The sequence below is a fragment of the Nocardia sp. NPDC003693 genome, assembly GCF_053981095.1.
This window is the reverse complement of record NZ_JBSFNO010000025.1, coordinates 98,658-119,636: the sequence shown is the minus strand read 5'-3', so window position 1 is coordinate 119,636 and position 20,979 is coordinate 98,658. Positions and strand designations below refer to the sequence as shown.

The 20,979-nt window shown below is 70.5% G+C and carries 17 protein-coding genes; 14 read left to right on the top strand and 3 right to left on the bottom strand.

The genetic code is table 11. The annotated features are described in order from the left end of the window. On the bottom strand, window positions 1–315 hold a 315-nt coding region (locus ACWDOP_RS25510; protein WP_456347070.1), incomplete at its 3' end, for an acetyl-coenzyme A synthetase N-terminal domain-containing protein. A gap of 298 nt (window positions 316–613) precedes the next feature. Between ACWDOP_RS25510 and ACWDOP_RS25505 the strand changes: the two genes are divergently transcribed. The 5 genes from ACWDOP_RS25505 to ACWDOP_RS25485 are packed head-to-tail and all read left to right on the top strand — an operon-like array spanning window position 614 to window position 6,652. Beyond that, the gene (locus tag ACWDOP_RS25505; RefSeq protein ID WP_456347069.1) at window positions 614–2,236 is read left to right on the top strand and encodes a peptide ABC transporter substrate-binding protein; all 1,623 of its coding nucleotides are present in this window, start codon (window positions 614–616) and stop codon (window positions 2,234–2,236) included. A gap of 46 nt (window positions 2,237–2,282) precedes the next feature. Beyond that, window positions 2,283–3,209 (top strand): ABC transporter permease, encoded by a 927-nt coding sequence (locus ACWDOP_RS25500; RefSeq protein ID WP_456347068.1) that lies wholly within the window; start codon window positions 2,283–2,285, stop codon window positions 3,207–3,209. Between the two features lie 13 nt (window positions 3,210–3,222). Next, window positions 3,223–4,182 carry an ABC transporter permease gene (locus ACWDOP_RS25495; RefSeq protein WP_456347067.1) on the top strand — a complete coding sequence of 320 codons (960 nt, stop codon included), beginning with the start codon at window positions 3,223–3,225 and terminating at the stop codon, window positions 4,180–4,182. Further along, entirely contained in the window at window positions 4,179–5,852 is a 1,674-nt protein-coding gene (locus ACWDOP_RS25490; protein WP_456347066.1) for a dipeptide ABC transporter ATP-binding protein, read from the top strand. The genes ACWDOP_RS25495 and ACWDOP_RS25490 overlap by 4 nt, the downstream gene beginning before the upstream one ends. A gap of 44 nt (window positions 5,853–5,896) precedes the next feature. Then, on the top strand, window positions 5,897–6,652 hold the full coding sequence (locus tag ACWDOP_RS25485) for an oxidoreductase (RefSeq protein WP_454204702.1): 756 nt from the start codon (window positions 5,897–5,899) through the stop codon (window positions 6,650–6,652). 494 nt (window positions 6,653–7,146) lie between these two features. Here the strand turns inward: ACWDOP_RS25485 and ACWDOP_RS25480 are convergent, their stop codons facing one another. Further along, window positions 7,147–7,956: an HAD family hydrolase gene (locus ACWDOP_RS25480; protein ID WP_456347065.1), complete on the bottom strand. Its 810-nt coding sequence runs from the start codon at window positions 7,954–7,956 to the stop codon at window positions 7,147–7,149. Window positions 7,957–8,310: 354 nt separating this feature from the next. Between ACWDOP_RS25480 and ssd the strand changes: the two genes are divergently transcribed. From ssd to ACWDOP_RS25445, 7 genes are all read left to right on the top strand, one after another. After that, on the top strand, window positions 8,311–9,489 hold the full coding sequence (gene ssd / locus ACWDOP_RS25475; protein ID WP_456347064.1) for a septum site-determining protein Ssd: 1,179 nt from the start codon (window positions 8,311–8,313) through the stop codon (window positions 9,487–9,489). An 847-nt stretch (window positions 9,490–10,336) separates the two neighbouring features. Next, window positions 10,337–11,521, top strand: coding sequence for a TadA family conjugal transfer-associated ATPase (locus ACWDOP_RS25470; protein WP_456347063.1), 1,185 nt, complete (start codon window positions 10,337–10,339; stop codon window positions 11,519–11,521). Between the two features lie 465 nt (window positions 11,522–11,986). Next, window positions 11,987–12,646 carry a type II secretion system F family protein gene (locus tag ACWDOP_RS25465; RefSeq protein WP_456347062.1) on the top strand — a complete coding sequence of 220 codons (660 nt, stop codon included), beginning with the start codon at window positions 11,987–11,989 and terminating at the stop codon, window positions 12,644–12,646. Continuing rightward, the gene (locus tag ACWDOP_RS25460; protein WP_456347061.1) at window positions 12,643–13,293 is read left to right on the top strand and encodes a type II secretion system F family protein; all 651 of its coding nucleotides are present in this window, start codon (window positions 12,643–12,645) and stop codon (window positions 13,291–13,293) included. The genes ACWDOP_RS25465 and ACWDOP_RS25460 overlap by 4 nt, the downstream gene beginning before the upstream one ends. 54 nt (window positions 13,294–13,347) lie before the next feature. Continuing rightward, window positions 13,348–13,563 carry a DUF4244 domain-containing protein gene (locus ACWDOP_RS25455; RefSeq protein WP_456347060.1) on the top strand — a complete coding sequence of 72 codons (216 nt, stop codon included), beginning with the start codon at window positions 13,348–13,350 and terminating at the stop codon, window positions 13,561–13,563. 17 nt (window positions 13,564–13,580) lie between these two features. Beyond that, complete coding sequence (locus tag ACWDOP_RS25450) at window positions 13,581–13,898, top strand: TadE family type IV pilus minor pilin (protein ID WP_456347059.1); 318 nt, start codon at window positions 13,581–13,583, stop codon at window positions 13,896–13,898. Beyond that, window positions 13,895–14,296: an Rv3654c family TadE-like protein gene (locus ACWDOP_RS25445; protein WP_456347058.1), complete on the top strand. Its 402-nt coding sequence runs from the start codon at window positions 13,895–13,897 to the stop codon at window positions 14,294–14,296. The genes ACWDOP_RS25450 and ACWDOP_RS25445 overlap by 4 nt, the downstream gene beginning before the upstream one ends. Before the next feature lie 366 nt (window positions 14,297–14,662). Here the strand turns inward: ACWDOP_RS25445 and ACWDOP_RS25440 are convergent, their stop codons facing one another. After that, complete coding sequence (locus ACWDOP_RS25440; RefSeq protein WP_456347057.1) at window positions 14,663–17,059, bottom strand: DEAD/DEAH box helicase; 2,397 nt, start codon at window positions 17,057–17,059, stop codon at window positions 14,663–14,665. A 436-nt stretch (window positions 17,060–17,495) separates the two neighbouring features. Here ACWDOP_RS25440 and ACWDOP_RS25435 point away from each other — a divergent pair, with 436 nt between their 5' ends. Next, window positions 17,496–17,699 (top strand): cold-shock protein, encoded by a 204-nt coding sequence (locus ACWDOP_RS25435; protein WP_029925108.1) that lies wholly within the window; start codon window positions 17,496–17,498, stop codon window positions 17,697–17,699. A gap of 268 nt (window positions 17,700–17,967) precedes the next feature. After that, on the top strand, window positions 17,968–20,916 hold the full coding sequence (gene topA / locus ACWDOP_RS25430; protein WP_456347056.1) for a type I DNA topoisomerase: 2,949 nt from the start codon (window positions 17,968–17,970) through the stop codon (window positions 20,914–20,916). Window positions 20,917–20,979: the final 63 nt, after the last annotated feature.

The following is a 20,979-nucleotide window of genomic DNA, read 5'->3' as shown; positions in this document are numbered from 1 at the left end:
GGCGCGGGAATCGCCGGGCTCACCCTCCCAGTGGATGGCGACCTGCTCGCCGTGACCGTCCAGCACGTGCCGGTCCACGCAGTTGTAGGCGACGTTCAGCTTGCCGCCGACGAACCATTTGGCGAAGGGCGCGTCGTCCCAGTCCAGCACCCGGGTCCACGGCTCGGCCCAGTGCAGCCGCCCGGCCTGTTCGGCCCAGAAGCCCTCGCGATCCGCGGCGGCCCGCTCGTAGAGGGCGCCGTCGGCGTTGGCGGCGGCGGCGAACTCGGCGCCGGGTGGGTAGACATCCGGGTGCTCGGCGGTGGTGTCGGTCATCTCGTCTCTTCTTCCCTCGCGTGCCCTGCTGTGCAGGAAATACTTGCCCCGGGGGTGACCGCGGCCACGTTCGACAGTATCGGAGTGTGACGTGCGCCGGGACCGCCGATCCCCCTCGGTCCCACTCGCCGGAAGGTGAGGACATTCACTCCCGGCGGGCGCGCCGAACCGGGGTTTTCGGCCGGGGCGGCCCGGTCTCCTGCGGAGCGGGCCGGACCGGGCTAGGGTCTGCACCTAGCTTTGCTGAGTTCTCATGCACGAATCATGAACGCGCATTTCATGAACGAACGGGGCGCTCGTGGACCTGAGGTATTCGGCGGCCCGCCAGGCCGCGGTGGTACTGGTCGCGGTACTCGCGCTGCTCGCGATCGCCCTGTCCGGCGGCGCGGTCGCACCGGTGTACGGCGACGTCATCGCCGTGAACGGCTCGGAGCCGCAGAACCCGCTCATTCCGTCCAACACCAACGAGAACGGCGGCGGCCGCATCGTGGACCGGCTCTTCTCCGGGCTGCGCTACATCGACAATCGCGGGACGCTGCACGACGAGGTCGCCGAGAGCATCGAGACCACCGATCAGCAGCACTACGTGATCCGGCTGCGCCCCGGCTGGACGTTCAGCGACGGCTCGCCGGTCACCGCGAAGTCCTTCGTGGACGCCTGGAACTTCGGCGCGCTGGTCACCAACGCCCAGTTGCAGAGCTACACCTACGGGCCCATCGCCGGATTCGACGACGTGCAGGCGGATCCGCCACGCGCGCAGACGATGTCGGGCCTGAAGATCATCGACAACCTGACCTTCACCGTCGACCTGATCGCGCCGACCATCGACTTTCGCACCCGGCTGGCCTACGCGCCGTTCTATCCGCTGCCCGCGGTCGCCTTCCGGGACATGAAGGCCTTCGGGCAGCACCCCATCGGCAACGGCCCGTACCGCTTCGCGGACGAGGACGCCTGGCAGCACGACGTGCAGCTGACCCTGGTGCCCAACGAGAGCTACCGGGGCGGCCGCCCACCCCGCAACGAGGGCCTGACCTTCGTGTTCTACTCCAACTTCGACGCCGCCTACTCCGATCTGCTGGCCGACAACCTCGATCTGCTGGACACCATCCCCGACAGCGCCATCGCGGTGTACCGCGACGACCTCGGCGACCGGGCCATCGAGGGGCCCACCGCCCAGGCCCAGTGGATCGGCCTGCAGGGCAATCTCCCGCACTTCACCGGGGAGGAGGGCCGGCTGCGCCGCCAGGCCGTCTCCATGGCCATCGACCGGGAGCAGATCGGCCGGAAGATCTTCCGCGGCACCCGGATTCCGTCCCGCGACTTCACCTCCCGGGCCCTGCCCGGCTTCGATCCCGACCTGCCGGGCTCCGGGGTCCTGGACTACAACCCCGACGAGGCCCGGCGACTCTGGGCCCGCGCCGATGAGATCGCGCCCTGGAGTGGACGATTCGAGATCGCGTACAACGCCGACGGCGGGCACCAGTCCTGGATCGACGCCATGGCCAACAGCATTCGCAACACCCTCGGTATCGACGCCGCCGGCGCGGCCTACCCGACCTTCAAGCAGCTGCGCGACCAGGTGGTGGCGCACACCGTCGGCAAGGCCTTCCGTTTCGGCTGGCAGGGCGACTATCCGACCATGCTGCAGTTCCTCGAACCCAGCTTCCTGTCCACCTCGCCCAGCAACGACGTGGACTTCCGGAGCCCGGAGTTCGACCGCCTGATCGCCGCCGCCGAGGCCGCCGCCACCGAACCCGAATCCTGGCGGCTGGCCGGGCAGGCGCAGACGATCCTGCTGCGCGACCTGCCCGCCATCCCGGTCTTCGACTACATCAACTCCGCCGGCTACTCCAAACGCGTCACCGGCGTGACCATGGCCTGGAACGGGCTGCCCGACTACGAGAACCTCGAGCTCCGATGAGCCGGACGCCCGGGAACGACTGTGCCGCACCGAGGAAAGGACACGCGTGGCCTGGTACATAGTGCGGCGGCTGCTGCAGATGATCCCCGTCTTCTTCGGCGCGACCCTGCTCGTCTACTACCTGATCTGGAAGGTCAGCGGCGGTTCGGTGACGGCGCTGGCCGGACAGCGCACGCTCACCCCCGCCCTGGAGGCGCAACTGCGTGAGCAGTACGGCCTCGACCGGGGGTTCTGGCAGCAGTACGCGCACTACCTGAAGGGCATCTTCACCCTCGACCTCGGCACCTCGTACTCCGGGCGGCCGGTGAAAGACGTACTCGCGCACGCCTTCCCGATCACCTTCCGGCTCGCGCTGCTCGCGGTCTTCTTCGAGGCCGTCTTCGGCATCGTGTTCGGCGTCGTCGCCGGACTGCGCAGGGGCGGCTGGTTCGACTCCACCATGCTGGTCGTGAGCCTGGTCGTCATCGCCGTGCCGATCTTCGTGGTCGGGTTCCTCGCCCAGTTCCTGTTCGGCGTGCAGTGGGGCATCGCGCCGGTCACCGTCGGCTCGGACGTCAGCCTGCCCCGGCTCATCGTGCCCGCGCTGGTGCTCGGCTCGCTGTCCTTCGCCTACGTGCTGCGCCTGACCCGGAACGCGGTGGCGGAGAACAAGAACGCCGACTTCGTGCGCACCGCCACCGCCAAGGGCCTGCCCCGGCGGCAGGTCGTGATCGGGCACATCCTGCGGAACTCGCTCATCCCCGTGGTCACCTTCCTGGGCGCGGATCTGGGCGCGCTCATGGGCGGGGCCATCGTCACCGAGGGCATCTTCAACATCCCCGGCGTCGGCGGCACCCTCTACCAGGCCGTGGTGCGCGGGGAGGCGCCGACCGTGGTGTCCTTCGTGACCGCGCTCATCATCATCTTCCTGCTCACCAACCTGATCGTGGACCTGCTCTACGCCGTTCTCGATCCGCGGATCCGCTATGCCTGAACAGGAGCCACCGATGTCGCAGGAGAACACGGCGAGCGCTCCCCGGCCCGGACAGGAACGCTGGGTGGCGCCGCCCGAGGACGTGGCGGTGGCCGAACGCGTCGACCCGGTCCGGATCGACGGCGCCCCCGCCGGATTCTGGCGCACGGCGTGGCGATCGCTGCGCCGGCGGCCGCTGTTCCTGGTGGCGTCCGCGCTGATCCTGCTGGTATTGCTCGTCGCGATCTTCCCCGGCCTGTTCACCGGCCAGGACCCGCGCTACTGCGTCGTCGACTTCAGCCTCGCCCCGCCCAGCCGGGACCACTGGTTCGGCTACGACCTGCAGGGCTGCGACATCTACGCCCGCACCATCTACGGCGCCCGCGCCTCGGTGCTCACCGGGATCGGGGCCACCCTGCTGTTCCTGGGCGTCGGCGGCACCCTCGGCGCGCTCGCGGGATTCTATGGCGGACCGCTGGATTCGCTCATCTCCCGCATCGCCGAGATCGTGTACGCGGTGCCGCTCATGCTGGCCGCCATCGTCATCATGCAGCTCGCGCAGGACCGGACCATCTGGATGGTCATCGCCATCATGGCCGCCTTCACCTGGCCGCAGGTGGCGCGCATCGCGCGCGGTTCGGTGCTGTCCGCCAAGGGCAACGACTACGTGCAGGCCGCCACCGCGCTCGGCGTCGGGCGTTTCCGCATCCTGCTGCGGCACGTGATCCCCAACGCGCTCGGGCCGGTCATCGTGGTGACCACCATCTGGCTCGGCGTCTTCATCGTCACCGAGGCCACGCTGTCGTTCCTGGGCGTCGGCCTGCCGCCCACCGAGATCTCCTGGGGCGCGGACATCGCCGCCGGACAGCGGCAGTTGCGCGCCGGCTCGCTCATCCTGTTCTACCCGGCCACCGCGCTCGCGGTGACCGTGCTCGGCTTCATCATGCTCGGCGACGCCCTGCGCGACGCGCTCGACCCGAAGGAGCGCCGATGACCGCCCCGCTGCTCGAAATCCGGGACCTGCACATCAGTTTCGGCGCGGGCGAGCGCCGGGTGGACGCGGTGCGCGGGGTGAACCTGACGGTGTACCCGGGCCAGACCGTGGCCATCGTGGGGGAGTCCGGATCCGGGAAGTCCACCACCGCGCACGCGATCATCGGGCTGCTGCCCGGGTCCGGGCGCGTCGACTCCGGCAGCATCGTCTTCGACGGGCGCGAACTGACCGCCGCCACGGAGAAGGAACTGGTCGCGGTGCGCGGCAACGGAATCGGATTCGTGCCGCAGGATCCCATGTCCAATCTCGACCCGGTGTGGAAGATCGGCTTCCAGATCGGGGAGGCGCTGGTCGCCAATGGCGTGGCACACGGGCGCGGCGTCCGGCAGCGCGCCGTCGAACTGCTGGCCGAGGCCGGGATCCCGGACGCCGAACGGCGCATCGACCAGTACCCGCACGAGTTCTCCGGCGGTATGCGCCAGCGCGCGCTCATCGCCATCGGACTGTCGGCGCGGCCCGCGCTGCTCATCGCCGACGAGCCGACGTCCGCGCTGGACGTCACCGTGCAACGGCAGATCCTGGACCATATCGACGGGCTCACCCGGGAACTCGGCACCGCGGTCCTGCTCATCACCCACGATCTGGGCCTGGCCGCCGAGCGGGCCGAGCACCTGGTGGTGATGTATCGGGGGCGGGTGGTGGAATCCGGTCCGGCCCTGGAGATTCTGCGTGATCCGCGGCACGAGTACACCCGCCGGCTGGTCGAGGCGGCGCCGTCACTGGCCGCGCAGCGACTCTCGTCCGGGTGCGAGCGCGCCGCCATTCGCGACCTCGCCGTCGACGTCGCCGACGCGGTGACCGACGGCGCGGCCCCCGCGGACATCCTGGTCGTCGACCGGCTGACCAAGCGGTATCGAGTGCGCGGGTCCGTGCCGTGGAAGCACACCGAACACGCCGCGGCACAGGATGTTTCCTTCCGTGTCCGGCGCGGCACGACCACGGCGATCGTCGGCGAATCCGGCTCCGGTAAGACCACCGTCGCGCAGATGGCGCTCGGGCTGCTCGAACCATCGTCCGGCGCGGTCACTTTCGACGGCGCGGATCTGAAGCGACTGCTCGCCCAGACCCCGCTCGCGTTCCGCCGCCGCGTCCAGCCCGTCTTCCAGAACCCCTACGGCTCCCTGGACCCCACGTACTCCATCCACCGCACCATCGAGGAACCCCTGCGCGTCCACAAGATCGGGGATCGGGACACCCGCGCGGCGCGCGTCCGCGAACTCCTCGAACTGGTCGCGCTGCCCTCGAGCGTGGCCGACCGCTACCCGGGCGAGCTCTCCGGTGGCCAGCGCCAGCGCGTGGCGATCGCCCGCGCCCTGGCCCTCGAACCCGACCTGGTCATCTGCGACGAGGCCGTGTCCGCCCTCGACGTCCTGGTCCAGGCCCAGATCCTGGCCCTGCTGAACGAGCTCCAGGCCGAACTGGGCCTGTCCTACCTGTTCATCACCCACGACCTCGCGGTCGTCCGCCAGATCGCCGACGACGTCGTGGTGATGCAGCAGGGCCGGGTGGTCGAGTCGGCCACCACCACGGCCGTTTTCGACAACCCGGTCTCCGACTACACCCGCCGCCTCCTGGAAGCGATCCCCGGCCGCAACCTGCTCGTTCGCTGACGCGGGGATGGATCACACCCGGCGCCGCAGTAGCCTCCACTGTTGTGACCGATCCGCTGCAGCCCCTCGTCGAACTGCCCGGTGTGCTCGAAGCCGCCGACAAGGCCCGCGACGCGCTCGCCTTCGTGCACCGGCACCAGGCGAACCGGCGCGGCTGGCCGACCACCGCCGCCGAGGCCGCCGTGCGCGCGGCCCGCTCCTCGGCCGCGATCGAGGGCGGCACCATCGAACTGCCCGCCGACGGCAACGTCGAGGACCCGATCCTGGCCGGTGCTCTGCGCGTCGGGCAGGCCCTGGACGGCGAGCCGCTGCAGTCGCTGGTCCGGGTCTGGGAACGCGCGCCGCTGCAGGCGCTGGCCCGGCTGCACCTGCTCGCGGCCGCCGACATGGTCGCGGACAAGGACACCCTGGGGCGTCCGCGCGACGTGCGCGGCGTGGCCGAACGACTCGACCAGCTGGTGCAGACCATCCAGGTGACCAAGGCGCCGGCCCCGGTGATCGCCGCCATCGTGCACGGCGAACTGCTGTCGCTGCGCCCGTTCGGGGACGGTGACGGCATCGTCGCGCGGGCGGCGTCGCGGCTCGTCGCGGTGTCCACCGGGCTTGACCCGCACAGCCTCGGGGTGCCCGAAGTGTTCTGGTTGCGGCGCCGGCAGGCGTATCTGGACGCGGCGGCCGGATTCGGAATGGGCACCGCGGACGGGGTGGGCGGCTGGGTGCTCTTCGTCTGCGGCGCGCTCGAAGATGGTGCGCGCGAAGCCAAATCGATCGCCGATTCGGCCATCGCCGCGAAATCGTGACCCCCCGGGCTCAGCCCCGTTGACGCGTAGCCACGCGGCGGCCGGGCGCGCGGAATCGCGCGAATGCGGGTGTGCGACAAAGGGGTGCGCACCCGCGGTGCCGAGATCGATCGGCGGTGCCGGGTGCGCACATCGAAGCGGGCGGCGTAGTCGCGATTGCGACCTCACCGCCCGCTAGCACGGAGCGCCTGGTTACCAAGCGTGCTGTTCGGGTTGTGTTCCGGCCTCGGCGAGCTCTCCGGACTCCGATGTGGCGCATCCCCGCCAGTGCGAGGCCGTTGCCACAGGAATCGCGGATAACGCAGGCCCACAACATCTCGTGCCCTTGTCGCGGCGTGCTCCGCGTGGGTGCCTGGTGTCCGTGCTGGGAAGGGTGGGATGGGAGTCCGGACCTTCTCTTCCGATCCGACCTTGGCCTTCCGTCCTTCCGTGCGTCCATTGTTACTCTGTGACGGCCCTCACATCAAGTCCTCGGGAAACATTCGACCTGCCGGTCAGCGCCGTCCGCGCAGCAGCCGATAGGTCAGCGCGCCCGCCGCGACCGCGCTCAGGCCCACCGCCACGCTGGCCGCGACCGTCGTGGTCGACGGCTGCGGAATGCGCGCCCACAGCGACACCGGGTTGGAGAACGTCAGGATGGGCCAGTCGCGCGCGAGGGCCTCCCGGCGCAGTCCGCGGTCGGGATTCACCGCGGTGGCGTGCCCGACCGCGCTCAGCATCGGGACGTCGGTCACCGAGTCCGAGTACGCGTAACAGCGCGTCAGGTCGTATCCGTATGTGGCGGAGAGGCTTTGGATCGCCTCGACCTTGCCCTCGCCGTAGCAGTAGAACTCGACTTCGCCCGTGTACCTGTTGTTTTCGACCACCATGCGGGTGGCGGCGTAGTGATCGGCCCCCAGCGCGGCGGCGATGGGCGCCACCACCTCCGCGCCCGAGGCCGAGACGATGATCACGTCGTGGCCGCGAATGTGGTGGTCGGCAATGAGATCCGCCGCTTCGGCGTAGATGAGCGGATCGACGATGTCGTGCAGGGTCTCGGCCACCACCGCGCGCACCTGGTCCACATCCCAGCCGGCGCACATGCGCTGCAGATTCTCGCGCATGCGTTCCATCTGATCGTGGTCCGCGCCCGAGAGCAGGAACAGGAAGTGCGCGTAGCTGCTCTCCAGCACCGCGCGCCTGCTCAGCAGGCCCTGATCCATGAGCGGCTTGCTGAACACGAAGGCGCTCGACCTGGCGATCACCGTCTTGTCGAGATCGAAGAAGGCGGCGACTCGTCCGCGTTCGGCTGTCACGGGGTCCACAATAGGTTTCCCGGGTGACCCACCGGTGCGGCGACCCGGTCCACGCCGCGTTTGCCGGAGTTTGCCGGCCGAAAGCCGAGCCGTGACGGCGGGAAAAAGACTCGCCCACCGGACTTGCAAACGGGACGGGGCTTGGGTGTAGTATCGCAGATACCTGGACTTAGTCCAGGTAGCGTTCAGCCCGACCCCCCGGGGCTGAACCCGACGGCCCCAGCCTCCTCCCCCCCCCGGCTGGGGCCGTCCTCTATTTCCGGACAGTGCGTTCCGCCCCGGATTTCTCCACAGGTCGCGTGTTATCCACATTCCGGGTTTCGGCTCTTTCGGCGATGCTCGAGCCGAGCGACGCTGACCTGCATGAACTCCCGAGCCGCTGTTCCACCCCGGGCCCTGGCTCTCGTCTCCGGCGCTCGCCTGCGCGACGAGGTGCGGCGCATCGCCGCCGCGGCCGATCATCCGCTCGACGAAGCCGACCGCCCGCCGGCCGGGCACGGCTGGGCCGCCGCCTCGGTGATCGTGCTCGACGTCGCCGCCGCGCGTAGCTGCGCGGCCGCCGGCTGCCCCCGCCGACCCGGAATTCTGCTGGTGAGCGCCGATGAGCCGGGTTTGCCGGAATGGCAGGCGGCCACCGAAGTCGGCGCCGAACAGGTTCTCTCGCTCCCGCACGCGGCCGACGCGCTCATCGCGGCGTTCGCGGCGCACGCGGCGTGCGGCCCCGGCGGCGGCGCGGTCATCGCGGTCGCCGGCGCCTGCGGTGGCGCCGGGGCGTCCACCCTCGCGGCGGCCGTCGCCCTCGCCGCCGCCGTCCGGCAGCGGGGCCGGACCCTGCTGGTGGACGCCGCACCGTTCGGCGGTGGCCTCGATCTGCTTCTCGGACTGGAACGAACACCCGGCCTGCGCTGGCCGGATCTGGTCATCGAGGACGGCAGGGTCTCGGCGGCCGCGCTACACGCGGCCCTCCCGGGCGTCGCCGGCGCTGCCTTGCTCTCCTGCGGAAGGGCCACGCTCGCAGTCGAACTCGCGCCGGTAGCCGTGCACGCGGTCATCGAAGCCGGGCGGGCCGCGGGCGATCTGGTGGTCTGTGATCTCTCCACCGAACGCGGCCCGCACGCCGACCCCGTGCTCGACACCGCCGATCTGGTGGTCCTGCTGGTCCCGGCGCGTCTGCGCGCCACCGCCGCGGCCGAAGCCGTCGCCGCGCACCTGGCGGCACGAAATCCCCACGTGTGCTTGCTGATTCGAGGCCCCGCGCCCGGTGGTCTCCGCGCCGCCGACATGGTGCGGGCGCTGGATCTTCCGCTCCTGGCCGCGGTTCCACCACAACCGGGTCTGCCCGGCCGGCTGGAATCCGGCGGCCTGTCCCTGCGCAGGCGCGGTCCGTTGCGCCTGGCCGCCGAGTCCGTGCTGGCCGCACTGGAGCGCCCCGAGCCGCGTGCTCGCGGTCCCGCGGGCACACGCGCTCGTTCCGATCCGCCCGTACGAATCCCGTTGCGCCCCTACCGAAGCGATGCCCATCATCAGACAGGAGTCCACTGATGCAGCGCCCGTCCCGATCCTCCCGCCCCCGCCACGCCGCGATCACCACCGTCCCCGCACGGTGGAACACCCTCGCCGCCCGCCCCCAGCCCCGCGAACGCTCACGCCGCCGCAACCCCGGCGATCTCGCGCAGAGCCCGCGGCCCGCCCCCGCCCCCGCCGCCGCCCGGGACGCGGCCGAGCTGACCCGCTGGATGCGGGTGTCCGGTCCGTCCCCGCAGCCGACCGTGCTGGAGTCGCACCGTCCGCGTGGATGGTGGGCGGAGTCGTGCGGCCGGGTGGCTGTGCTGAGCGGGGCGGTCAGGCGTCGTGCGATGAGGTTGATCGACACGTGGGAGCGGCTGCGGAGTGCAGTGTCGGCACTGCGTCACCTCGGCGTTTGGGAGTTGGCGCACGGTAGCGCGTCTCGGGCTATGGCTGAGGGGGAGGCGCGGCAGGCACCGCGTTCCGGTGCTTGTGCGTGCGCTGATGGTGGCGCGTGCCCGGCCCGGGGGTCGGATGCGGGGGACGTGCGGCCGGGCGAGCCGTACGCGCCGTGCCCGGCCGATTACCGGAGGCGGGTGCGCGGTGTGGTGCGCTTGGTGGGGGACGTGGAGGAGCAGCGGCGGCGGGCCGTTACGGCGCTGCGCGCCATCGGAATCCGGGCAAGGGGCCGTGGAGCTGCGCGGTGGATTCGGTCGGTCGATGCCTGGGAGCTGATGTGGCGGGTCGCCCGGGTGGCGGGTCCCGGCGGCACGCGGGCGCTCGAGCGCGTTGCCATTCGGTGGTCCCGGTTCATCACTGCCGCGGAGCGGGCACGCCGGGTCGTCCGGGTGGCGGCGCGGGGTCGCGGTCCGGGTGCGCGGAGGTGAGCGGACTGGTGACCGCGGAGCTTCTGGATCGGGTGCGAGAGCGGCTGGCCGACGGCGCGGGGGATCCGGAGCCCGCGCGGGTGGCCGCCGCCATTCGAGCCGAAGCCGGTGGGGTGCTGGGGGATACGGACCTGCTGCGCGCGCTGCGACTGCTGCAGACCGAACTCACCGGCGCGGGCGTGCTCGAACCGCTGCTGCACGATCCGGAAGTCTCGGACGTGCTCGTCACCGCGCCCGACGCGGTATGGGTGGATCGCGGTCACGGCCTGTGCCGGGCGCCGGTCCGCTTCGCCGACGAGGCGGCGGTGCGCCGGCTGGCCCAGCGGCTGGCGCTGGCCGCGGGCCGCCGGCTGGACGACGCCCAGCCCTGGGTCGACGGCCGGCTCGCGGGAATGGAAGCCTCCCTGGGCAATTCGTTCGGCGTGCGGCTGCACGCGGTCCTGTCGCCCATCGCCCACGGCGGCACCTGCCTGTCGCTGCGGGTGCTGCGCCCCGCGACCCAGGGCCTGGCCGCGCTCGCCGCGGCGGGGACGGTCCCGGCCGAGGCGAAAGCGCTGCTGCGGAGGATCATTCGGGCCCGGCTGGCCTTCCTCGTCATCGGAGGTACCGGCGCGGGAAAGACGACGATGTTGTCGGCGCTGCTGGCCGAGGTCGACCCCGCCGAACGCATCATCTGCGTGGAGGACGCCGCCGAGCTGGCCCCGCCGCACCCGCACGTGGTCCGGCTCGTGGCCCGTCCCCCGAACGTGGAGGCTGCGGGCGAGGTGACGGTTCGCGACCTGGTCCGCCAGGCCCTGCGCATGCGCCCCGATCGCATAGTGGTCGGGGAGGTGCGCGGCGCCGAGGTCGTCGACCTCCTCACCGCCCTGAACACCGGCCACGACGGCGGAGCCGGCACCGTGCACGCGAATTCCCCCCGCGAGGTCCCCGCTCGCCTGGAAGCCCTTGCCGCCCTGGGCGGTATGTCCAGGTCCGCCCTGCACAGCCAGCTGGCCGCCGCGATCCAGGTGGTCCTGCACGTGCGTCGCGACCCCGCCGGCTCCCGCACCCTCCGCGAGATCGGCCTGATCACCACAACGGAAGGCCGGGTCCACATAACCCCCGCTTGGACGATCGACTCCCGCCCGGCCCCCGCGGCCACCGCCCTCACGACCCTCTTGGACGAAAGGACCACCCCGTGACGACCTCCGACCCCGACTCCACTCGACCCACCCGAGACCAACGCTGCGCCAAACACTTTCAATGGCGGCGCACCCAACCCCCGGGCCTACCACCGTCTCCCCACCTCGACTGCGACGCCCCGATCCCCTACCTCCCCACCAACCGCCACCTCCCGCCCTTGAAACCTCAGCGCCCCAGGCGAACACCCCCGTCGCGCTCCAACTTCGACGCGGACGGGGAAGCCGGACCGTGATCGCCGCTGTGCGGTGACGCGGGCTCCTGGACTTATCGCGGGTGCGTGACCCAGGTGGGTGTCCGAACAGGGGGTGGTTGATGTGGTGGTCGGAGAGTGGGGGATGGCGGCGGCCTGTGCGGGGATCGGGTTGGCGGTGCTGCCCGGGCCGGGTGGGCGGCGGCGGTTCGGGGCGGTGTTCGGGGGGAAGCGGGATGGGCGGAAGGGGCTGCGGGGTGGAGGGATTCGGGTCGTGGCCGGGGTGGGGGTGGTGGCGGGGCTGCTCGTAGTGGGGCCGGGGGTGTTCGTGGCGGGGGTATTGGTGATCGGGACCGTGGGGGTGCGGATGCGGCGGGGGCGGGCGGAGCGGCGGCGGGTGCGGGAGAGGGGGGAGCTGATGGAGGGGTTGGAGACGGTTATCGGGGAGCTGCGGATCGGGGCGCATCCGAGTGCGGCCGTGGGGGTCGCGGCTCGGGAGGTGACGGGGGTCGTGGGGCGAACCTTCGGGGTCAGTGCGGCTCGGAGCCGGTTGGGTGGGTCCGGGGCGGAGGCGTTCCGGCGGGCCGACAGTGCGGTTCCCGAGGAACTGGCCAGGATCGCGGCCGCTTGGGAGGTGGCCGAGCGGCACGGGCTGGCGCTGGCGGAGTTGTTGGCGGCCACGCGGGTCGATCTGGTGGGGCGGGGGAGATTTCGCGAGCGGACCCGGGCCGCGCTCGCCGGGGCCCGGGCCACCGCGGGCGTGCTGGCGTTTCTGCCGGTGCTGGGAATCGGGTTGGGCCAGTTGATGGGAGCCGGACCGTTGAGCGTGCTGTTCGGGTCGGCGGCGGGCAGCTGGCTGTTGCCGCTGGGGGCCGGGCTGACCTGTGCGGGACTGCTCTGGACCGATGCCATCACCGAGCGGGTGCTGCGATGAACGCGTTCGTGCCCACGCTGCTGTGCGCCGCGCTCGCGCTGCTGGCCGCACCGGGGCATCTGGTTCCCGCACAGCGATTGCGCGCCTTGCGGATCCGGGCCGACAGGGGCGCCGCGGGATCGGATGCGAGCGGCGCGGGCGGGCCCGGTGAGACACCCCGGGCCGCTCGCTCGCCTGCCTCCGCGCAAGCCGACCCACTCGGGATCGCGGGCGCCCTGGATCTCTTCGCCGCCTGTCTGCGCGCGGGGCTGCCCGCCGCTGCCGCCGCCGGGGCGGTCGCGCCCACGACGCCGGAACCCCTGGGAGCGGTCCTGCACCGAGCCGCGGATCTGCTTGCGCTGGGCGCTGATCCGGTGACCGCGTGGGAACAGGCGACCGCGGGCTGCCCGGACGAATCGGTGGCCGCGCTGGCGCGGATGGCCCGCCGGTCCGCGCGCTCGGGCGCCGGATTGGCCACGGCGGTAGCCGAATTGGCCGAACGGCGGCGCGCGGGCGCCGAGGACGCGGCCGCAGCCCGCGCCGAACGGGCCGGTGTCCTCATCGGCGGCCCGCTGGGCCTGTGCTTCCTGCCGGCCTTCGTCTGCCTCGGCATCGTGCCGGTCGTGATCGGGCTGGCGGGCCGGGTGCTGGGCAGGGGCCTGCTGTGAACGCCAACTGTGCCGGCGCGGAACCGCCGCGCCGGAACGAGGAAGGGGACAACCATGCGAGCTGCGACGCGGAACGCCGCCTGGGAGCTGCGCAACCGCCTGCTGCGCCTGGCCACGGCCGAGGACGGCATGAGCACCGCCGAATACGCCATCGGGACGATCGCCGCGGCGGCCTTCGGTGCCGTGCTGTACGGGGTGGTGACCGGGGACAGCATCGTGAACGCACTGACCAAGATCATCGACAAGGCGCTGAAGACCTCGGTCGGCTGATCGCGGGGGAGCGCGGCATGGCCACCGTGGAGGCCGCGCTGGCCCTGGCCACCCTCGTCGCGGTGGTCGCGCTGTGCGCGGGCGCGCTCCTGGCGGCCGCCGCGCAGGTGCGCTGTATCGACGCCGCCCGGGAAGCCGCGCGACTCACCGCGCGCGGCGACGCCGACCACGCCGTCCCGGCCGCGCGCCGGGTCGCCCCGCCGAACGCGGAGATCACCGTCCGACTGGAAGGCGACCTGGTGACGGCAGTGGTAAGCGCTCGCTCACCACTGCTGCCGCTCACCCTGCGCGCCGAAGCGGTGGCCGCTCGCGAACCGGGGGAGGTGCCGGAGTGAAAGCGCTGCCCACCTGCCCGCCGTCCGGGCAGTCACGCCCCGCGACACGCTCGGACGCGGGCGGTGTGACCGTCGCCGCATGTGTGTCCTTGCTCGCTCTCCTGGCCTTCACGCTGCTGACGGCGCAGGTCGGGGTCGCGATCGCGGGCCGCCACCACGCGCAGTCCGCGGCCGACCTGGCGGCGCTGGCCGCGGCGGCGGACTCGACCGCCGGAACCGCTGCGGCCTGCGCACGGGCCGCCGACATCGGACGGCGGATGAACACGAGGGTGGTGTCCTGCACGGCAGTCGACTGGGATGTGACCGTGGTTGTCGAGGTTCGAATGGCGCTCGGCCCTCTCGGGACTCGCGTGGTTCGCACGCAGGCGCGCGCCGGACCCGTCTCCGATAGCGAGTAGTCCCTCGTCAATGGCGACTATCTCGTACTGAGCGGTTGGTTAGAAATTGCATGGCGCGGACCACACTGCGTGTCGGTGTATGTCGATATTGGATGAAAGTGGTAGGCGAATAGATCGGTCGCCGATCACATTGCAATTCGTGCGGGAAGTCTGATCGGAAAGAATGCACAGGTAAATGGGTGATCGACATTATCGAACAGGGCAATCGTCCAGTTAACAGGATCACATCCCTTTTTATTCGGCCGCGGCCTCCGATCGGGCCGGCGGACGCCGCGGGGCTCTCGAAGCCGCCCGATACCGGCTGGCGCCCCGGTACCCGACCGGGCGGTCTGATGATGCTCCGGCCTCGCCCCGGAGACGGTCCGATCACGGTTGGGTGGCCGGACCGTCACCTTCGCCCAGCTCGGTCAGCACCGCCGTCAGCAGCCGTGCCGCACCCGCCTTGTCCAGCGGATTGTTGCCGTTTCCGCACTTGGGGGACTGGACGCAGGACGGGCAGCCCTGCGCGCACCCGCAGGAGGAGATGGCGGCCAGGGTCGCAGCCAGCCAGTCCCGCAGCCGCGCGAATCCCCGTTCGGCGAAGCCCGCGCCGCCCGGATGCCCGTCGTAGACGAAGATCGTCGGCAGCCCGGTGTCGGCGTGCTCGGCGGTCGACACCCCGCCGATGTCCCAGCGATCGCAGGTCGCGACCAGGGGCAACATCCCGATCGCCGCGTGCTCGGCCGCGTGCAGCGCGCCCCCGGCCTGCCGGGGATCGATACCCGCCCGGGCCAGCAGCGCGGGCGTCACCGTGTACAGCACCGCCCGCGTCGGCAGCGTCTGCGCGGGCAGGTCGAGCGGAATCATGTCCAGGACCTCGCCCGAGGGCAGCCGCCGCAGGTAGCCGATCACCTGGCGGGTCACGAAAACCTTCGCGAAAGCGGTGGTGACCGGCCCGTATTCCCGTTCCTCGCAGATCTCCTCGATCTCGATCGTGGTCACCGCGCGGGCGCTGGTACTCCACCCCGGGGTCTCGGCGCGCACGAGTGCCACACCCTCCTCCAGGTCCAGTTCGTCGACCACGAAACTCTCGCCCTGGTGCAGGTGGACCGCGCCTTCGTGCAGCGTGGCGGGTGCGCGCCCGGCATCGGTGGTGCCGAGCATGCGCCCGGTCTCCACGTCGACCACCGCGATGCCCGCGCCGATGCCGCCGCGCACGTCGACCTCGTCGTGCGGGAGGGTCTCCGCCGTGGTGAACCAGCGCGCGGTCCCCTCCTTCCCGGTGCCGGGCCGGCGCCGGATCAGACCCTGTCGGGCCAGGTCGGACAGCAGATCCCAGGCCCGGAAGTGATGGACCTCGGCGTCGGTGAGCGGATGTTCCAGGGCCGCGCACAGCAGGTGCGGCCCGAGCACGTACGGGTTGTGCGGGTCGGTGATGGTCGCCTCGACCGGCCGTCCGAGCAGCGCCTGCGGGTGATGCACGAGGTAGGTGTCCAGCGGATCGTCCCGGGCGATGAGCAGCACCAGCGACCCCTGGGTCCGGCGTCCGGCGCGCCCGGCCTGCTGCCAGAACGAGGCGACGGTTCCGGGGTATCCGGCCACCACCACGGCATCGAGCCCGGCGATGTCCACCCCCAGTTCCAGGGCGTTGGTCGTGGCCGCACCCAGCAGGGATCCCTCGGACAGCGCCGCCTCCAGCGCCCGCCGATCCTCGGCGAGGTACCCCGCGCGATAGGCCGCGACACGCCCGGGAAGTTCGGCGTCGACATCCGCCAGAATGCGCCGGGTGTCCATGGCGATGGACTCCGCGCCGACCCGCGAGCGCACGAAGGTGAGTGTCCGCGCGCCCTCGGTCACCAGATCGGCCATCACCCGGGCCGCCTCCGAGCCGGCCGAACGCCGCACCGCCGCACCGTTTTCCCCGGTCACGCCCCCGCCGATGAGCGGCGGCTCCCACAGCGCGACGGTCCGCGAACCGCGTGGCGACCCGTCCTCGGTGACCGCGACGCAGGGCGCTCCGATAAGTCTGGTGGCGGTATCCGCGGGTTCGGCGGTGGTCGCCGAGCACAGCACGAACACCGGATCGGCCCCGTAGCGGGCGGCGAGCCGGCGCAGTCTGCGCAGCACCAGCGCGACGTGGGACCCGAAGACGCCCCGGTAGGTGTGGCATTCGTCGACCACGACGTAGGTGAGCTGCCGCAGCAGCCGAGCCCAGCGTGCATGTGAGCGCAGCATGCCGATATGCAGCATGTCCGGATTGGTGAAGACCCAGCGGGCGTTGGACCGCACCCACTGCCGGATCTCGAGCGGAGTATCGCCGTCGTAGGGCGCGGCATGAACGCTCCGGAGTGGATCCGCGCAGGTCAGGTCATTGATCATGCGCAGCTGGTCGGACCCGAGCGCTTTCGTCGGCGCTATATATAGGGCTGTCGCGCGCGGATCGGCCTGCAGCGCGGTGAGCACCGGTAGCTGGTAGGCCAGCGACTTCCCGGACGCGGTGCCCGTGGAGACCACCACGTTGCGGCCCTGAAAAGCCAGGTCGGCGGCTTCGACCTGGTGAGTCCAGGGCGCCTCGACGCCGGTGGCGCGCACCGCGGCAACCACGTCGGGGGATGTCCATTCGGGCCAATTCGTGACCTGAGCCGCACGTGAGGGCAGTTCCGCGACATGGGTGAGACGTGGGTCCCCCGCACCCGCCCCGGTTAGGACACGATTCAGCAACGATCGACCGTAGCTGTGATCGCCGTAATCGCCCGTCGCGTCCGCCGTATCCGCCGGATTCATCCGCGGGGCGTCCCGGCGGGCGCCGCGGGTGCGAAAGGTGTGTACGTGCCGGGCGCGACCTGCCATTTCACTACCGAGTAGCGGCTTGGCTCGCAGGCGGTTTGCCGGATGCTCGCTCTGTTATCAGGAAGCAAACCTACTTCAAGTACGGATTTGGGCATTATGCCCCTCACCTGCGCATTCGCAAGATCAACTTTTTTGCAAATTGTGGGTAACTCGGCTGTTGAATTGAGCGAAGACATGGTTCACTGGTTCCTGGTCGCAAGCTTCTGTGTTCGAGGGAACGGATCCAAAGTCCAAACCATCAAGCAGGATCGATGTTGCGAACGGTGTACTGATGGCTTTCCTGCAGGGGGAACAGAGTACAGCGGTCTCAACGGACCCGGTGGACGAACCTACTTGTCTACCGTTCCGGTATGGAAAGAGAAGGAACAGAATGGCACAGGGAACTGTGAAGTGGTTCAACGCGGAGAAGGGGTTCGGCTTCATCGCGCCCGAGGACGGCTCCGCTGACGTCTTCGTCCACTACTCCGAGATCCAGGGGTCGGGCTTCCGCACCCTCGAGGAGAACCAGAAGGTCGAGTTCGAGGTCGGGCAGGGCACCAAGGGCCCGCAGGCCACCGGTGTTCGCGCGCTCTGATTAGAGCTCTAGACCACAGGTACTCCGTCCCCCATCGCCGCCGGCGGTGGGGGACGACCCATATCCGGACCCATTACACTCGGTCACAACCCGGGGCCACATCGTCGCTGCGACCGAGGCGCGGCATCTGAACAGGGTATAAACGTTGCTGGCAGCGATATAAGTAGTCGCAGCCGTTTGCCCCAGCCGCTTACGGCGCGCACACCTAGCGCCGCGCGGATCTACAGGAAAGGTGTGTTCGCCGGTGGCAACACGAGACCGCGGTGCAGTGCCGAACTCCAAGGCAGCGCCCGACCAGGGCCGCCCCCTGCGTCGTCTCGTCATCGTCGAGTCACCGACGAAGGCCCGCAAGATCGCGCCGTATCTGGGCCGCGACTACGTGGTCGAAGCCTCGGTGGGCCATATCCGGGACCTGCCGCGCGGTGCGGCGGACGTGCCCGCCAAATACAAGGGCATGCAGTGGGCTCGGCTCGGTGTCGACGTCGACAACGACTTCGAGGCCATCTACGTCGTGAGCCCCGATAAGAAGGCCAAGGTCGCCGAGCTCAAGAGCCTGCTGGCCGACGCCGACGAGCTCTACCTCGCCACCGACCCCGACCGCGAGGGCGAGGCCATCGCGTGGCATCTGCTCGAGACGCTGAAGCCGAAGGTGCCGGTCCGGCGCATGGTGTTCCACGAGATCACCGAGCCGGCCATCCTCGCGGCGGCCGCCGACACGCGCGACCTCGATCAAGATTTGGTGGACGCGCAGGAGACCAGACGCATCCTCGATCGGCTCTATGGCTATGAAGTCTCGCCGGTGCTGTGGAAGAAGGTCATGCCGCGGTTGTCGGCGGGCCGCGTGCAGTCGGTGGCGACCCGCGTCATCGTGCAGCGCGAGCGCGAGCGCATGGCGTTCCGCTCGGCGGAGTACTGGGACATCGCGGCCAAGCTCGACGCCGGTGATCAGGGCGAGAGCAATCCCCGCGTCTTCGGCGCCCGCCTGGTCAGCGTCAACGGCGCCCGGGTGGCCAGCGGTCGTGACTTCGGGTCCGACGGACAGCTCAAATCCTCCGCTACCAGCGGAAACCCCGGTGTGGTCGTGCTCGACGCCGCGTACGCGCAGGCGCTGGCCGGTTCGCTGCACGGGGTGGACCTCGCGGTCACCTCGGTTGAATCCAAGCCGTACACCCGCAAGCCCTACGCGCCCTTCATGACCTCGACGTTGCAGCAGGAGGCCGCGCGCAAGCTGCGCTTCACCTCCGAGCGCACCATGCGGGTCGCGCAGCGGCTGTACGAAAACGGCTACATCACCTACATGCGAACCGACTCCACGACGCTGTCGGAATCCGCGATCCAGGCCGCCCGGACGCAGGCCACCCAGCTGTACGGCGCGGAGTACGTGAGCCCGACGCCGCGGCAGTACACCCGCAAGGTCAAGAACGCGCAGGAGGCACACGAGGCGATTCGCCCCTCCGGTGATGTGTTCATGACCCCGGGGCAGGTGCATTCGCGCGTCGACAACGACGAGTTCCGCCTGTACGAGCTCATCTGGCAGCGCACCGTGGCCTCGCAGATGCAGGACGCGCGCGGCACCACGCTGACCGTGCGGGTCACCGGCACCGCGAATTCCGGTGAGGAGTGCGTGTTCTCGGCCTCGGGCCGGACCATCACCTTCGCGGGCTTCCTCAAGGCGTACGTGGAGAGTGTCGACGAGGAGGCGGGCGGCCAGTCCGACGACGCCGAATCGCGCCTGCCGGTGCTGACCGAGGGCCAGGGCGTGACCGCGGTCGAGCTCGCGCCGGACGGGCACACCACCAACCCGCCGCCGAGATTCACCGAAGCGTCGCTGATCAAGACGCTGGAAGAGCTCGGTATCGGCCGTCCTTCCACCTACTCCTCGATCATCAAGACCATTCTCGATCGCGGGTACGTGTACAAGCGCGGTAGTGCGCTGGTGCCGTCCTGGGTGGCGTTCGCCGTGATCGGCCTGCTGGAGGCGCATTTCGGCCGGCTGGTCGACTTCGACTTCACCGCGGCCATGGAGGACGACCTCGACGCCATCGCCGGCGGCCGCGAGCAGCGCGGAAACTGGTTGTCCAGCTTCTACTTCGGCGGCGACATCGGCGCGGAGGGTTCGGTCGCGCGCGAGGGCGGCCTGAAGAAGATGGTCGGCGAGCGGCTCGACGGCATCGATGCCCGCGAGGTCAACTCGATCAAGCTCTTCGCCGACGAGGAGGGCCGCGATGTCGTGGTCCGGGTCGGCAAGTTCGGTCCCTATCTCGAGCGGATCATCGTCAATCCCGATGACCCGGACGGGGATCCGATCTCGCAGCGCGCGAATCTGCCCGATGATCTGCCGCCGGACGAGCTGACCAACGAGGTCGCGGAGAAGCTGTTCGCCACGCCGCAGGAGGGTCGTTCGCTGGGTGTGGATCCGGCCAGCGGGCACGAAATCGTCGCCAAGGAAGGACGTTTCGGCCCGTACGTGACCGAGGTGCTGCCCGCGCCCGCCGAAGAGGTCGAGGTCAAGAAGGGCGCGAAGAAGCCCGAAGCGCCCAAGCCGCGCACCGGCTCGCTGTTCAAATCCATGAATTTGGAGAGCATTACGCTCGAGGACGCGCTCAAGCTGCTGTCGCTGCCGCGCGTGGTGGGCGTGGATCCGGCCTCGAACGAGGAGATCACCGCGCAGAACGGGCGCTACGGCCCGTATCTGAAGAAGGGCACCGATTCGCGGTCGCTGACGGGTGAGGATCAGATCTTCTCGGTCACCCTCGAGGAGGCGCTCAAGATCTACGCCGAGCCCAAGCGGCGCGGCGGTCAGGCCGCGACCGCGCCGCCGCTGCGCGAGCTGGGCGTGGATCCGGTGTCGGAGAAGCCGATGGTGATCAAGGACGGCCGGTTCGGGCCGTACGTCACCGACGGCGAGACCAACGCCAGTCTGCGCAAGGGCGACGAGGTCGAGTCCATCACCGATGCGCGGGCTTCGGAGCTGCTCGCGGATCGGCGAGCGCGTGGGCCGGTGAAGAAGGCGGCCAAGAAGACGGCGAAGAAGGCCGCCGCGAAGAAGACCCCCGCCAAGAAGGCCGCGACCAAGACGGCCGCCAAGGCCACCGCGACCAAGGCGACCGCGACCAAGGTGGTCAAGAAGGCGGCCGCGAAGAAGGTCGCCAAGAAGACCGCCGACGGCGCCACGACCAAGGCCGCGGCCGCCAAGAAGGCATCCGCTTCCCAGTAGTCCGCGAGCGTGATCGCCCGTTCCGGCGGGCGATCCGCGCGGTGGAGTGCGTCGGGGTCCTGC